The sequence below is a fragment of the Haladaptatus sp. W1 genome, assembly GCF_001723155.1.
Lineage (GTDB): Archaea > Halobacteriota > Halobacteria > Halobacteriales > Haladaptataceae > Haladaptatus > Haladaptatus paucihalophilus.
On sequence record NZ_MEIH01000317.1, the window covers coordinates 23733 to 36714 of the forward strand.

General features: G+C 63.7%; 17 protein-coding genes. 13 read left to right on the forward strand and 4 right to left on the reverse strand.

What is annotated here, in order from left to right; genetic code table 11:
• Nucleotides 1-3 precede the first annotated feature (3 nt).
• From BG842_RS16865 to BG842_RS27865, 5 genes are all read left to right on the forward strand, one after another.
• On the forward strand, nt 4-1188 hold the full coding sequence (locus BG842_RS16865) for an alpha-hydroxy-acid oxidizing protein (protein ID WP_069451671.1): 1185 nt from the start codon (nt 4-6) through the stop codon (nt 1186-1188).
• 69 nt (nt 1189-1257) lie between these two features.
• Nucleotides 1258-2232 (forward strand): PrsW family intramembrane metalloprotease, encoded by a 975-nt coding sequence (locus BG842_RS16870; RefSeq protein ID WP_069451672.1) that lies wholly within the window; start codon nt 1258-1260, stop codon nt 2230-2232.
• A 57-nt stretch (nt 2233-2289) separates the two neighbouring features.
• Nucleotides 2290-2595, forward strand: a complete 306-nt coding sequence (locus BG842_RS31880) for a hypothetical protein (RefSeq protein ID WP_069451673.1) — start codon at nt 2290-2292, stop codon at nt 2593-2595.
• Nucleotides 2523-3266: a YihY/virulence factor BrkB family protein gene (locus tag BG842_RS16880; protein ID WP_254663264.1), complete on the forward strand. Its 744-nt coding sequence runs from the start codon at nt 2523-2525 to the stop codon at nt 3264-3266. The genes BG842_RS31880 and BG842_RS16880 overlap by 73 nt, the downstream gene beginning before the upstream one ends.
• Before the next feature lie 301 nt (nt 3267-3567).
• A complete protein-coding gene (locus BG842_RS27865; RefSeq protein WP_254663265.1) occupies nt 3568-3921 on the forward strand; it encodes a plastocyanin/azurin family copper-binding protein in 354 nt (117 codons plus the stop codon).
• A 202-nt stretch (nt 3922-4123) separates the two neighbouring features.
• On the opposite strand, the gene BG842_RS16890 is transcribed toward BG842_RS27865, so the two are convergent.
• Nucleotides 4124-5680, reverse strand: coding sequence for a long-chain fatty acid--CoA ligase (locus BG842_RS16890; protein WP_069451676.1), 1557 nt, complete (start codon nt 5678-5680; stop codon nt 4124-4126).
• 147 nt (nt 5681-5827) lie between these two features.
• Here BG842_RS16890 and BG842_RS16895 point away from each other — a divergent pair, with 147 nt between their 5' ends.
• Both BG842_RS16895 and BG842_RS16900 read left to right on the forward strand, forming a co-directional pair.
• Complete coding sequence (locus tag BG842_RS16895; RefSeq protein WP_069451677.1) at nt 5828-7222, forward strand: deoxyribodipyrimidine photo-lyase; 1395 nt, start codon at nt 5828-5830, stop codon at nt 7220-7222.
• A 395-nt stretch (nt 7223-7617) separates the two neighbouring features.
• A complete protein-coding gene (locus BG842_RS16900; protein ID WP_254663266.1) occupies nt 7618-7953 on the forward strand; it encodes a hypothetical protein in 336 nt (111 codons plus the stop codon).
• A 111-nt stretch (nt 7954-8064) separates the two neighbouring features.
• Here BG842_RS16900 and BG842_RS16905 read toward each other — a convergent pair whose 3' ends face one another.
• Together BG842_RS16905 and BG842_RS16910 are read right to left on the reverse strand one after the other, a co-directional pair.
• On the reverse strand, nt 8065-8328 hold the full coding sequence (locus BG842_RS16905; RefSeq protein ID WP_007978443.1) for a hypothetical protein: 264 nt from the start codon (nt 8326-8328) through the stop codon (nt 8065-8067).
• Between the two features lie 2 nt (nt 8329-8330).
• Nucleotides 8331-8681, reverse strand: coding sequence for a winged helix-turn-helix domain-containing protein (locus tag BG842_RS16910; protein WP_069451678.1), 351 nt, complete (start codon nt 8679-8681; stop codon nt 8331-8333).
• 118 nt (nt 8682-8799) lie between these two features.
• Here BG842_RS16910 and BG842_RS16915 point away from each other — a divergent pair, with 118 nt between their 5' ends.
• The 4 genes from BG842_RS16915 (at nt 8800) to sod (ending at nt 11536) form a co-directional block, all read left to right on the forward strand.
• Nucleotides 8800-9597: a thioredoxin domain-containing protein gene (locus BG842_RS16915; RefSeq protein WP_254663267.1), complete on the forward strand. Its 798-nt coding sequence runs from the start codon at nt 8800-8802 to the stop codon at nt 9595-9597.
• Entirely contained in the window at nt 9594-10130 is a 537-nt protein-coding gene (locus BG842_RS16920; RefSeq protein ID WP_069451680.1) for a hypothetical protein, read from the forward strand. The genes BG842_RS16915 and BG842_RS16920 overlap by 4 nt, the downstream gene beginning before the upstream one ends.
• A 71-nt stretch (nt 10131-10201) precedes the next feature.
• Nucleotides 10202-10804, forward strand: a complete 603-nt coding sequence (locus BG842_RS16925; protein ID WP_069451681.1) for a superoxide dismutase — start codon at nt 10202-10204, stop codon at nt 10802-10804.
• A 120-nt stretch (nt 10805-10924) separates the two neighbouring features.
• Nucleotides 10925-11536 carry a superoxide dismutase gene (gene sod / locus BG842_RS16930; protein ID WP_007978438.1) on the forward strand — a complete coding sequence of 204 codons (612 nt, stop codon included), beginning with the start codon at nt 10925-10927 and terminating at the stop codon, nt 11534-11536.
• Between the two features lie 47 nt (nt 11537-11583).
• On the opposite strand, the gene BG842_RS16935 is transcribed toward sod, so the two are convergent.
• Complete coding sequence (locus BG842_RS16935; protein ID WP_069451682.1) at nt 11584-12009, reverse strand: hypothetical protein; 426 nt, start codon at nt 12007-12009, stop codon at nt 11584-11586.
• A 143-nt stretch (nt 12010-12152) separates the two neighbouring features.
• On the opposite strand from BG842_RS16935, the gene BG842_RS16940 reads away from it, so the two are divergent.
• Nucleotides 12153-12419 (forward strand): DUF5827 family protein, encoded by a 267-nt coding sequence (locus BG842_RS16940; RefSeq protein WP_007978435.1) that lies wholly within the window; start codon nt 12153-12155, stop codon nt 12417-12419.
• Nucleotides 12416-12982: ATPase (locus BG842_RS16945; protein WP_069451683.1), on the forward strand; the 567-nt coding region annotated here is incomplete at its 3' end. The genes BG842_RS16940 and BG842_RS16945, both read left to right, overlap by 4 nt.

Here is a 12982-nt window from a genome sequence, read left to right on the forward strand (position 1 = left end):
TCCATGAACGACCCCTCGAAACCGTTCGGACCGAACCGCCAGCGAGAGGTGTACGCGGGCGGCATGCTCGCCGACCAGACGCCGGACCTACCGACCTCACCCGACGAACTCGCCGACCTCGCACGCGAGCATCTTCCGCCGGAAGCCCACGCCTACGTCGCCGGGTCGGCCGGGTCCGAGAGCACGAAGGGCGAGAACCGCCGTGCGTTCGACCGCTGGCGAATCGTTCCGCGGATGCTCCGCGACGTGTCGGAGCGCGACCTCTCGGTCGAAATTCTGGGCCAAACGCTTCCCGTCCCGGTCATGCTCGCGCCCGTCGGCGTCCAGTCCATCATCCACGAGGAGGGTGAACTCGCCACCGCACGGGCCGCCGCGGACCTCGACGTGCCCCTCGTGTTGAGTTCGGCGTCGTCCGAGACGATGGAGGACGTGGCCGAGGCGTTGGGCGACACGCTCGGGTGGTTTCAGCTTTACTGGAGCGCCGACCGCGACGTGACCGCGAGTTTCGTCTCGCGGGCCGAGGACGCGGGCTACGAGGCCATCGTCGTCACGCTCGACACGCCGATGATGGGCTGGCGCGAACGCGACGTGGACCATGCCTACCTCCCGTTCCTCGACGGCGAGGGCGTGGCGAACTACCTCTCCGACCCCGCGTTCCGCGACGCGCTCGACGCGCCGCCCGAGGAGGACATGAGTTCCGCACTCTGGCGGTTCACCGAGACCTTCGGCGACCCGTCTCTGTCGTGGGACGACCTCGATTTCCTCCGGGAACACACCGACCTGCCGATACTGCTGAAGGGAATCCTCCACCCCGACGACGCGCGCGAAGCGGTCGAACGCGGCGTGGACGGACTCGTCGTCTCGAATCACGGTGGACGGCAGGTGGACGGCGCTATCGGCGCGCTCGATGCCCTGCCCGACGTCGTGGATGCCGTCGGCGACGACGTGCCGGTCCTCTTCGACAGCGGCGTCCGTCGCGGGGCCGACGCGTTCCGCGCGGTCGCGCTCGGAGCCGACGCCGTTCTGCTCGGGCGACCGTACATCTACGGCCTCGCAATCGCGGGACGGGAGGGTGTTCGAGGGGTGCTTCGAAACTTCCTCGCGGACCTCGACCTGACGCTGGCGCTGTCGGGTCACACCTCGTTCGAGGACGTGACGCGGGCCACGCTTCGAGAGACGGGCGACTGATTCGCCCCGTGAGCGAGGAAACCCTTTGAGGCTCGCGGCCGTATCGAAGACGAGTATGGGGGAGAACGGATGGGACTGGACGACCGGACCGAGGGACAAGAGCAGACGATGATGGGAGGAGAGGACCCGTACGACATCGAGTCGTGGGAGCCGCGAACGTGGATGGACAAACTCTCGCTTCGCTTGTATCACCTCCTCTCGGAAGCGACTCGCATCGTCACGCTCGCGATCGCCCTGACGTTCGTCGTCATCGAACTCGGCTTGGTCGCGACGACGCTCTCGCGTCGTCCGCTTCTCGGCCTGTTCTCGTTCCTCTCTATCGTCCCCGCGTTGCTCCTCGCGGTGTACATCTGGCGCGTCGATCCGACCGAACGGGAACCGATTCCGACGCTCGTCGTCACCTTCCTCCTCGGCGTGGTGTTCGCCGCGTTCGCGGCGATTATCAACACCATCGGAATCGGGCTGTTGTCCGAAGTCGGCGTGGAGGCGCTCGCCATCGTACCGTTTTTCTTCTTCGTCGTCGGTCCGGTCGAGGAGACGGTGAAGTGGCTCGCGGTCCGGTTTCACGCCTACCGCACGCCGCACTTCCAGACGGCCGTCGATGGGGCCGTCTACGGCGCGATGGCCGGACTGGGCTTTGCGACCATCGAGAACCTGACCTACGTCGTCGGGTCGGTGGGACCCCACGGCGGCACCGCCGTCACCGTCTCGGGCGTCGCCGTGACGCGGGCCATCGTCGGCCCGAACCACGTCCTCTGGGCGGCCATCTCGGGCTACTACCTCGGCTTGGCGAAGATAGTTCCCACGAACCGCGGGCCGATAGTCATCAAGGGAATCGCCCTTCCGGCGCTCCTCCACGGCTTTTACAACTCGACCGCCGGGTTCGTGACGAACCTGCTCGCCACCATCTTCGGCGGCGACGTGTTGCTGTGGCTGCTGGCGTACGTGCTCGTCTTTTCCGGCCTCGTGGCGACGTACCTGTTCCGGAAGATTCGCCGAGCGCGGGAGTACTACGAGGGACAGGTACGAATCGGGTGGCTGTGAGAAGCGCGCCGGTTAATCGGCCGTACTGCTCTTTAGGGTCATCGTGTTCCATCAGCCATGGTCACCATCGACGGAGTAACGGAGACCGGAAAGCGGGTCGTCTCGGACTTTTCGGAGAAGAACGTGACGCTCATGGCGGCGGGAATCGCCTACAACGCGTTCGTCTCGCTCGCACCAGTGCTCCTTTTACTCCTCATCGTCGTCGGCATCGTCGGTGGAGGACTCGAAGACAGAATCCTCGAAATTGCAGGGGGTCGCTTCCCAGCCCTATCGCCAACGTCATCGAGCGGGTGTTTCGGTCCAACGCGTCCGCGAGCGGTGCTTCGCTCATCGGCCTCGTCGTCCTCGTGTGGGGGTCGCTGAAGATATTCCGCGGCCTCGACACGGCCTTCTCGGAGATTTACGACACGGAGGCGGGAAACTCCTTCCTCGACCAAGTGAAAGATGCGCTCGTCGTCCTCGTCGCACTCACCGTCGCCATCATCGCGACGGTCGTCGTTAGCGCCGTGTTCAGCGCGTTCGCGGACACCGTGCCGTACCTCGGACTTCTCACGCCGCTAGTGCTCGTCGCGGGCCTGATTCTCGCGTTCTTTCCGATGTACTACGTCTTCCCGGACGCCGAACTGGAGTGGAAACAGGTCCTTCCGGGAACGGTCTTCGCTGCGGTCGGATGGGCCGCGCTGCAAGCGCTCTTCCAGGTGTATCTGGCGTCGAAAGGCAGTAGCTCGGCTAGCCTCTTCGGCGGCGTCATCGTCGTCATCACGTGGCTGTACTTCTCCGGACTCGTCCTTCTGCTCGGTGCAGTCATCAACGCCGTCCTCGGCGGGTACTCCGGGGCGGGCGAAGAGGCCGTGGACGGGATCGAACGCGAAGCGTCGTTGACCCGCGACGAACTCGCGGACTACCTCCGTGACCTCCGGGAGGGGTCACCGGGCGCTACGAGCGGATGCGTCCGGCCGCGACCGACGACCGGGACGAATTTTCCCGACCGGCGGGTCGTATCGACCTCTCCGAGGGGAAGTTTCCACAGATGACGGGACGGAGCGGTTCGTGACGCTTCGGTGGCGAGTCCCGGAGGACGAAACGGACGCCGAACCGGTCATCCCGGACGGCAACGACTCCGCGTAGCCGTTGGGTGACGACCTCTTCGGGAGTCGAACTGCCGTCGCTCTTCGGAGAACGCCGATAGGGCACAATCGAACCCCATTTTTACGCGTGATTCGTGGGAGAGTGAGAGAGATTCATGACCGAATCCGAAAGCGGATCGACGCGCAGGGCGTACCTCCGGCGAATCGGCGTTTCGGGAGCGCTCGGCGTGGTTGGCGGACTCGCCGGGTGTACCAGTTCGTCCGAGGGCGGGACCACGACGCCGACCACCGCGGTGGACGCCGACGCGACGGTCGAAGTCGGGCCGGACTACGAGTACGGGTTCGAACCCGGCACCGGAAAACCGCTGCACGTTTCGACGGGGGATACCGTCCTCTGGGTCTGGAAGTCGAACACGCACAACATCATCGTCGGGTCGCAACCGGACGGCGCGAATTGGGACGGAACGCCGGGCGGCCGGAGCGACGTGTACGACGCGGGTATCGGTATCACTACACGTTCGAGGTACCCGGGAAGTACCACTACTGGTGTCAGCCGCACAAGGCGATGGGTATGGTCGCGGATATCGTCGTCGAAGAGTAGCGTCTCGTCGAAGAATAGGGAGTCACGGAGTCGTGTCGCGTCGCGTCGAAGAAGCGGGATGTCCATCTGGTGGCGCATCCCGCCCCGTGAAACCATGAACAACGGAAACCGTTCGCGTCCGAACGGTCACGATACGGCTGGTGAACGCCAGCCACAGACACGTTGTGACACGGGTACTATCAAATTTTCTATCAGTGTCGGGCTACTGCTGTCGCAGTTCGAACTTTTGGACCTTTCCGGTCGTCGTTCGCGGGAGTTCGTCCACGAACGCGACTTCGCGGGGATGTTTGTACGCCGCGAGGTTGTCGAGGCAGTACTCCTGAATCTCCTCTTCGGTCACGTCCGCGTCCGGCACCGTCACGACGAAGGCTTTGACCGTCTCGTTCCGGCGCTCGTCGGGGATGCCGACGACGGCGGCGTCCGCGACGGCCGGGTGCTCGAAGAGCAACTCTTCGACTTCGCGCGGATAGACGTTGTACCCCGCCGTGTTTATCATGTGCTTCTTGCGGTCCACGACGTAGAAGAAGCCGTCCTCGTCCCAGTAGCCGATGTCGCCCGTGTGGAACCAGCGCTTTCCGTCCGCCTCCGTGAAGGCCTCCGCCGTCGCGTCGGGGAGTCCGGCGTACCCGGCCATCACGTTCGGCCCGGCGATGACGATTTCGCCGGTCACGTCGTCCAATTCCGCGTCGTCTTCGGCGAGCGGTCCCTTCTCGACCGGCGGCAGTTCCTCGAAGTCGTCGTTCACGATGCGGGCGCTAACGCCGTCGATGGTCGTGCCGATGCTGCCGACCCGACGACCCTTTTCGGGGGTGTTGAAGTGCGTGACCGGACTCGTCTCGGTCAGGCCGTAGCCCTCGTAAATTTTCGCGTCGTACAGCTCCTCGAACCGGCGGAGCACTTCGATGGGGATGCCGCCGCCGCCGACCCCGGCGAGTCGGAGGGACGAGAGGTCGAAGTCGGCCGCGTTCGGCTGGTTGATGATGTCATTGTACATCGCGGGCACGCCGTGCATCAGCGTCAGTTCCGCCTCCTCGATGAGCGACAGGGCCTGTTGAGCGTCCCACGTCGGAAGGGGGTAGAAGACGCCGCCGCTGAACAGGGTGGCGTTCATGCACACCGTCATCCCGTAGATGTGGAACAGCGGGAGGACGCCCAACAGCGAGTCCTCGGAGTCGATGCCGCCCGGCGCGAGGGCCGCGGCCCCGTGCGCGTTCGACGTGAGGTTGTGGTGTGTCAGTTTCACACCTTTCGGCGTCCCCGTCGTCCCGCTCGTGTACGGTTGGACCGCGAGGTCGTCGTCGTCCCGCGGTTCGATTTCGCCGTCGCCGTCGCCGAGGAAATCGCCGAAGAACGTCGCGTCTCCCTCGCTTTCGCCGACGGTGACGACGTGCTCGACGTTCGTATCCTCGCGGACGGCGTCCACGACGGGCACGAGGTCGGGAAGGGTGACGACGACCTTCGCACCGCTGTCGGCGAGCAGGTGGCTGATTTCGCGCGTCCGATACTGTGGGTTCATCGGGACGACGACGCCGCCCGCCGCGAGCGTCCCGTGGAACGTCAGGACGAATTCGGGCACGTTGGGCAGGTAAATGGCAACTCGGTCGTCCACGCCGACGCCGCGCTCCTCCAGTCCCGCGGCGAAGCCGCTGATTCGCTCCCAGAGGTCGTCGTACGTCAGCGTTCGCTCCTCCGTGACGATGGCGGGGGAGTCCGCCTGATCGGAAACCGTGTCCGCAACCGACGCGGTAAGATTTACCATGGCTAGTTATAACGAGGACCCACATTATAAAACATCACTGGAAAATCCTGTGGGATGGATTACCATTGTTAATTCCGTCGCCGGACCGTCGAGAAAACCCCACTGAGTGGGTTCGACGGTTAAGTGGGTCGTCGCCGTTCGTCCTCTATGCACGTCCACTGGCACCGCCGCGACCTTCGGGTCGCGGACAACCGCGCGCTGTCGAGGGGGAGCCCCGTCCTTCCGGTGTTCGTCTTCGACGGGGCGGTGCTCTCCCACGCGGCCTCGCCTCGGGTGTCGTTCATGCTGTCCGCGCTCGAATCGCTCCGGGAGTCCTACCGCGAGCGCGGCGGCGACCTGCTCGTCCTTCGCGGCGACCCGCGCGAGGAGATTCCCCGAATCGCGGCGGCCGCCGACGCCGACCGCGTGGTCTGGAATCGAGATTACTCCGGGCTGGCGAAGGAACGCGACGCCGACGTTCGGGACGCGCTCTCGGACGCGGGAATCGAACGGCGGGCGTTCCACGACGCGCTCTTGCACACGCCCGGGAGCATCACGACGAATCAGGGCGACTACTACTCGGTGTACACCTACTTCTGGAAGAAGTGGCGCGACAGGGCAAAGGACGCGCCGTTCGACGCGCCCGACGAAATCGTCGTCCCGGACGAGGTGGTCGAAGAGGGCATCGAGATACCGACCCTCGCCGACCTCGGCTTCGAGGACCCGGAGGCCGAGATTCCCCCCGCCGGAACCGAGGCGGCCCGCGACCTGCTTTCGGCGTTCTGTGAGGACGACGTGTATCGGTACGACGAAGCGCGCGACTACCCGGCGCGCGAATCGACCTCCCGACTCTCGCCGCATCTGAAGTTCGGTACCGTCGGAATCCGGGAGGTGTGGGAGGCGACCGAACGGGCGAAAGACGACGCGGAGAGCGAGGATGCGGCCGAATCCGTCGAGGAGTTCCAGGGGCAACTCGCGTGGCGGGAGTTCTACGCGCACGTCCTCGACGACACCCCGTCCGTGGTCGTGGAGAACTACAAGGATTACCAGTACGACATCGCGTGGCGCGACGACCCCGACGGCGTGCGGGCGTGGAAGGACGGTGAGACCGGCTATCCCATCGTGGACGCCGGAATGCGCCAACTCCGCGAGGAGGCGTGGGTGCACAACCGCGTCCGCATGATAATCGCCTCCTTCCTGACGAAGGACCTGCTCGTGGACTGGCGCGAGGGCTACGACTGGTACCGGAGGAAACTCGTGGATCACGACACCGCGAACGACAACGGCGGGTGGCAGTGGGCGGCCTCGACCGGTACCGACGCCCAACCGTACTTTCGAATCTTCAATCCCACGACGCAGGGCGAACGGTTCGACCCCGACGCGGAGTACATCAAACGGTTCGTCCCCGAACTGGCGGACGTACCCCCGAAGACGGTTCACGAGTGGACCGAGTTGGACCCGGACGAACGTCGGGAACTGGCACCCGACTACCCCGACCCCATCGTGGACCACTCGGAGCGCCGCGAGATGGCCATCACGATGTTCGAGAACGCGAGAGGGTAGGTCAGAGGGTAGCGGAAGTGAGCGTCACGGGTGTAGCGTTCACAACCGCGCGTAGCACGTTTTGAACGGTCGTAAAGCGTCGTCGTTCACGTTCGACGGACGGACCAATCGCCGATTGTCGGCGCGTTGTCGTCGTTGTCCGTGGCGGTGCGTGCATGCGGCGAGCGTCGTAACTCCCGCTATCGTCGCGGTAATACGGAAGACGGTCGGTAAGGAGTCGGTGAACGCCGCTCAACGGTGACCGGGGTTGAAATAGCGACCCCCCGACAGGCGAGGACAGGGTTGCGTCACCTTCCGACCGGCCCACGGGAAGTCCGGCCGAACCACGGGGACCGGGAGGTGAACTCGCACCCGCAGAGAAAACCATGAAAAAGACGCTCAAAATCCTGCTTTCGATGACAGTTATCGCCAGTCTGTTCGCCGTCGGCTTCGCCGGAAACGCGGCCGCGGTGGCGGACGACAACCAAGTACAGCTCAGCGGCCAAGCCGCCGTGTCGAACGTAGACCAAAGTCAGGCGGTCGCACAGGGGAACTACAACCATCAGGAAGATAACGTCGCGCTCTCGGGTGCCATCAGCGTGAACCCGAGTGACGGCGACAACGGCTACGACAGCGGCGAAGCCGAATCCGGCGACGCGATTGCCGTCCAAGCGAGCGCCCAGAGCAACGAGAACGTGCAGGCCGCGTGGTCGAACGCCCAGAACTGGAACGCCCAGAACCAAGACGACTAACTCGGTCGCACGCGACCGAGGGCGATTCCTTCGCGGTACCTCTCGTTTTTCCGACGCACGTTCGGCCGTCGAGCCAATCGTCCGTGACGGTCGGGCGAGGACCACGACGCGTCATCCGTACAGAGAATAGAGGACGAAGCCCATACCGACCGCGACCAACATCGTCTGCGCGATGCCGAGCACGAACGCGGAGATTCCGAGGGTGTGGATGAGCGTACAGCCCATCGTCCCGCCGAGCGTGAGGAAGACGAAGCCGACGGCGACGAAGAACATGGGTTCGCTCTGATTCCGTCGGTAGCCGCGGAATCCCTGATACGCGATGAGCAGTCCGAGCGCCATGACGAGGAGTTTCCCGGCGAGGAGTTCGAGGCGCATCGTCAGTCCCTCCGCAGTCCTTCCCAGACGCGAGTGAAGCGGTCGGCCGTGTCCTCGCGCTCGGTGACGGTGACTTCGAGGTCGCCGTCCTCGATGTCGATTTCGACGTGTTCGACCGCGGCCTCGTACATCGAACGGTGGTTTCCGTCCGGTTCCGGGCGGGTGTATTTCTCTATCAAGTCACACGCTTCCAAGTCGTTGAGCCGCCGGTAAATCGTCGGAAGCGAGGCGTCGCATTCGTCGCGTAGGGTCTGTGCTGACATCGGTCGTTCGCTCGTTTTCGTGAGGATGGCACGCGCGTACTCGTCGTCCAGCAAGCGAAACAACTCGGCTGGACGCGGCTCCTCACTCACAAATCGATTACCGCACTTCGGCGGTTAAAACGTACCGGATGGTTTCTGACTCTGAAAACGTCCCATCGGGGATTTAACCGACACCCGTGTTGGGTGAACACGAGACGGGTATTCAATAATGACTGGCAACGAGAGACGGATGCGTCGCAGAGCATTTCTCGGGTCGGCCGCGGTGGCCGCCGGATTGGCCGGATGCGCGAGCGGCCAAACGGACTCGAACGACACGACAGGGACGACGAAATCGACGTCATCGGATGGGGGCGACAGCGGAACGGGCGGCGGAACGAACGGGGATACGAGCGACTCGCTCGTGTTCGGAAGCGAAGAAACGACGGCGTACGGAATCGATCTGGCGGGCAATCCGATCCTCGGCGCGCCGGATGCGGACGTCGATATCTACTACTGGAGCGACTATCAGTGTCCATTCTGCAGTCGGTTCGAACAGGACACGTTCCCGAAGTTGGTCGAGAACTACCTCCGGCCGGGGAAGGTTCGCTTCGTCGTCCTCGAACTGCCGAACATCGGGAGCGCCTCGACGACGGCCTCGCGGATGGCGAAGTGCGTCTGGCGACAGGTGCGCGACGACTCTCCCGCGGCGTTCAAGCGCTGGCATTCGACGATGTTCGACGAGCAGGGGAAACCGAACTCCGGGTGGGCGTCGAAGGAGAACCTGCTCGACATCACCCGCACGGTCGATGGGGTGGACGCGAAAGCGGTCGAGTCGTGTTTGGGGGAGAACGGCGCGTCGCTCCAATCGAGCATCGACGACGACGTGAACGCCGCTACGCGGAGCGACGTGAGCGCGACGCCGGGGTTCATCTTCTTCGACCGGGAGTCGGAGAAGGCCGGGAAGATAATGGGCGCACAGCCGTATCCGCGGTTCGAAAGCGCCATTCGGAAGATTCGAGACGCATGACGGGGAAATCGCGCATCCGACGGCTACTGTCGCAACTCGCCGCCGCCCTCGCCTATCCGGTGAGTTCGATCCCGCGAGCGGTGGGGACGGCCGTCGTCGCGGCGGTCACGTACGTCCTGCTTATCCTCTCGACGTTCCCGGAGATGTCGATGCAGATGCTCGGGGCGGGGATGCAGTGGGCGGACGATACGCTCGTCCTGCTGACCGAGAACGTCTTGGCGACGAACGGTTGGTTCGGGCTGGGTCTCATCGTCTGTTACGCGGTGCTGACCGGCGTCGCGGTGACGAACGCAGCGGCACAGGCGCGCGTCACGGGTGTGTCGAGCCTCTCCGACCTGACCGGCGTCCTGCCGGGGCTCGTCGCGTCCGGATGCGCGAGTTGCGGCGCGGGCCTGCTCGGTTTCCTCGGCTTCGCGGGCGCGATGGCCGCGCTGCCGTTCCACGGCGACCTGCTTCGCGTCGGCGGTATCGTGCTCCTCCTCGGGTTTCTCGGCCGTGCGGGGGACCCTCGTTCCTGTCGGGTCACCGTGTGAGGACACGTCGTCTGCGTGCGTCGCCTCAACACTTAACACGACGACCGTTGACCACCTTCCGGGGGTTACCAATGGCGACCTACGAACTACCGGACCTACCGTATAGCTACGACGCACTGGAACCGAGTATCGACGCGCACATCATGGAATTGCACCACGACAAACACCACCAAGGCTACGTCAACGGTGCGAACGCGGCGCTCGACAAGTTGGAAGAGATGCGCGAAAACGACGAGTGGGGCGACGTCAAAGGCGTCGAGCGCAACCTCGCGTTCAACCTCTCGGGACACGTCAACCACTCCGTCTTCTGGGAGAACATGTCCCCGGACGGCGGCGGCGAACCCGGCGGCGACCTCGCCGACGCCCTCGACGACCAGTTCGGGTCGTTCGAGGAGTTCAAAACACACTTCTCGGAGGCCGCGAAGGGCGTCGAAGGCTCGGGATGGGGAATGTTGCTCTACGACCACGTGGCCGACATTCCCATCGTGAGCATGGCCGAGAATCACCAGAACCAGTCGCCGCAAGGGACGACGCCGCTCTTGGTGCTGGACGTGTGGGAACACGCCTACTACCTCCAGTACGAGAACAACCGCGGCGAGTACGTGGACAACTTCTGGGATGTCGTTAACTGGGACGACGTTGAGGAACGTTACGACGAAGCCAGCGGGATGTAACGGCCGCGTTGGCGTCCGAAAGCAGAATATTTTGCCGGCGTATCGTGCTGTATGTTAGCGAGCTTCTCCTCAAGGTTTAACAGGCCGAGGTGAGATATAGTTAGTGGAGGTAATACATATATGGCAGAAAAATCGAACGCGGAACTACCACCGCTCCCGTACGACTACGACGCGCTGGAACCGCACATCTCCGAGCAGGTTCTCACGTGGCACCACGATACTCACCACCAGGGCTACGTAAACGGCCTCAACAGTGCCGAGGAGACCCTCGCGGAGAACCGCGAGTCCGGTGACTACTCCAGCACGGCGGGTGCGCTGGGTAACGTGACTCACAACGGCTGTGGTCACTACCTCCACACCCTCTTCTGGGAGAACATGGACGAGAACGGCGGCGGCGAACCCGAGGGAGACCTCGCCGACCGCATCGAGGAGGACTTCGGTTCCTACGAGGGATGGAAGGGTGAGTTCGAGGCCGCCGCGAGCGCCGCCGGTGGCTGGGCACTCCTCGTCTACGACCCGGTGGCCAAACAGCTCCGTAACGTCAAGGTCGACAAGCACGACCAGGGCGCGCTCTGGGGCAGCCACCCGATTCTCGCGGTGGACGTGTGGGAGCACTCCTACTACTACGACTACGGACCGGACCGCGGCGACTTCGTGGAGAACGTCTTCGAAGTCATCGACTGGGACGAGGTTGCTGACAACTACGAAAACGTCGTTTCGCGGTTCGAATAATCCCGAACGCACCGATTTTTTTGATCGAACTCCCCGAACAGCGGATGCTATTCCGTTTCCGACGTCACTATCGGCACGTCGTACCCGGATGCGATATCCGTGACGTGGCTGTGCAGTGATTCGTAATCGTGGCCGCCGGGTTGCCGGTCGAAACTGGCGAACACGCCGACGTGCCGGTCGTCGTCGAAGAACATCCGGAACTGTTCGAAGTCGTCGAACCCCCTAACGGTGTACTGATACGTGGCGTAGTAGAGTTGGTCGTAGGTGTCCTGCGTGATAAACCCGTACCGCTCGTTGTCGACGAACTTCTCCACGTCGACCGCCTCGAGTTTTTCCGCCACGTCCTCCCGAAGAAAGAGCTGTTCGTGATCCGATTGGTCGAACAACCAGATATCCCGGAGATAGGTACCGCCGAATTCAGCGAAGGCGGAGACGAGCGCCTCTTTCGTCTCGTTCCCCGATTCCTCGTACATGTCAGTTCCTATCTCGAACGGTTGTTATGAATACTCGGTTGTCATGGTCGTCCGTTATATTTATAACCGTTTCCCTGAATTATACCCGAGACTCCGCGGGTCAATTCGAGAGCTTTTACGCCCATTCGGACGTACGTCCACCCATGCCAAAGCCAAAGGACGAGTTCGAGCAGTTGTACCCCTGTGATTTTTACGAACCGGACGAACTGCTCGACGAGGACACGATGTACTCGGTTTACGAAATCGCTCGACTCCTTCAGGGTCTCGACCCGGACGCCGAAATCGACGTCGAGACGGAAGATATCCTGTTGGACTGGGCGATTCCGTGGGTGATGCGGAACTCCGAGAAACTCGTGGTCGCCGAACCGCCGACCGACGAGGAACCGGGCTACTACGGCCTGAAGACATGACGGTTCTCGTCGCCGGAAGCGACCGCGTGGACGCTGGAAAGACGACGTTCACGGTCGGCCTCCTCAACTACATCGGGTCGGTCGGGTTCAAGCCGCGCGCGGGCAACGACTTCTGGTTCGACCACGACGACGCCACGGCCGCGCTTACGGACGGGAGGCTCTACGGCAAGGACGCGAAGCGACTCGCGTCCGCGAGTCGAGGCGACGCCGACCCCGAAGACTTGAACCCGGTCCACCGACTCTGGCGGCCCGCGCCCGGCACGGGCAAAGGACTGCTCGGGCAGTCCCGCCGCGAGTTCCTCGTTGACCGCGTTGGAAACGGGTTCGTCGTCAACGGCAGCGTCTCGCTGCCCGACGCCGTGCGCGAGGCCCTCCCGCTCTCGTCCGCCGTGGTCGTCGAATCCCTCGGGGAACTGAACGACCAGACCGAGCGCCGCTACCTCCCGCACTTCCGGGCGCTGGCCGAGCGCATCCGGTCGGAAGACCGGGCGGTCGTGGAGTCCTACAGCGACATCGCCCGCCCGATTCAGGGCGTCGAGTTCGACACCGTGGCCGTCGTCGAA

Coding starts and splice junctions, on each gene's coding strand:
- BG842_RS31880 (WP_069451673.1), top strand. CDS start 2,290: ATGGTCACCATCGACGGAGTAACGGAGACCGGAAAGCGGGTCGTCTCG.
- BG842_RS16920 (WP_069451680.1), top strand. CDS start 9,594: ATGACGGGGAAATCGCGCATCCGACGGCTACTGTCGCAACTCGCCGCC.
- BG842_RS16935 (WP_069451682.1), bottom strand. CDS start 12,009: ATGTACGAGGAATCGGGGAACGAGACGAAAGAGGCGCTCGTCTCCGCC.
- BG842_RS16925 (WP_069451681.1), top strand. CDS start 10,202: ATGGCGACCTACGAACTACCGGACCTACCGTATAGCTACGACGCACTG.
- BG842_RS16865 (WP_069451671.1), top strand. CDS start 4: ATGAACGACCCCTCGAAACCGTTCGGACCGAACCGCCAGCGAGAGGTG.
- BG842_RS16940 (WP_007978435.1), top strand. CDS start 12,153: ATGCCAAAGCCAAAGGACGAGTTCGAGCAGTTGTACCCCTGTGATTTT.
- BG842_RS16915 (WP_254663267.1), top strand. CDS start 8,800: ATGACTGGCAACGAGAGACGGATGCGTCGCAGAGCATTTCTCGGGTCG.
- BG842_RS16895 (WP_069451677.1), top strand. CDS start 5,828: ATGCACGTCCACTGGCACCGCCGCGACCTTCGGGTCGCGGACAACCGC.
- BG842_RS16890 (WP_069451676.1), bottom strand. CDS start 5,680: ATGGTAAATCTTACCGCGTCGGTTGCGGACACGGTTTCCGATCAGGCG.
- BG842_RS16905 (WP_007978443.1), bottom strand. CDS start 8,328: ATGCGCCTCGAACTCCTCGCCGGGAAACTCCTCGTCATGGCGCTCGGA.
- BG842_RS16900 (WP_254663266.1), top strand. CDS start 7,618: ATGACAGTTATCGCCAGTCTGTTCGCCGTCGGCTTCGCCGGAAACGCG.
- BG842_RS16870 (WP_069451672.1), top strand. CDS start 1,258: ATGGGACTGGACGACCGGACCGAGGGACAAGAGCAGACGATGATGGGA.
- sod (WP_007978438.1), top strand. CDS start 10,925: ATGGCAGAAAAATCGAACGCGGAACTACCACCGCTCCCGTACGACTAC.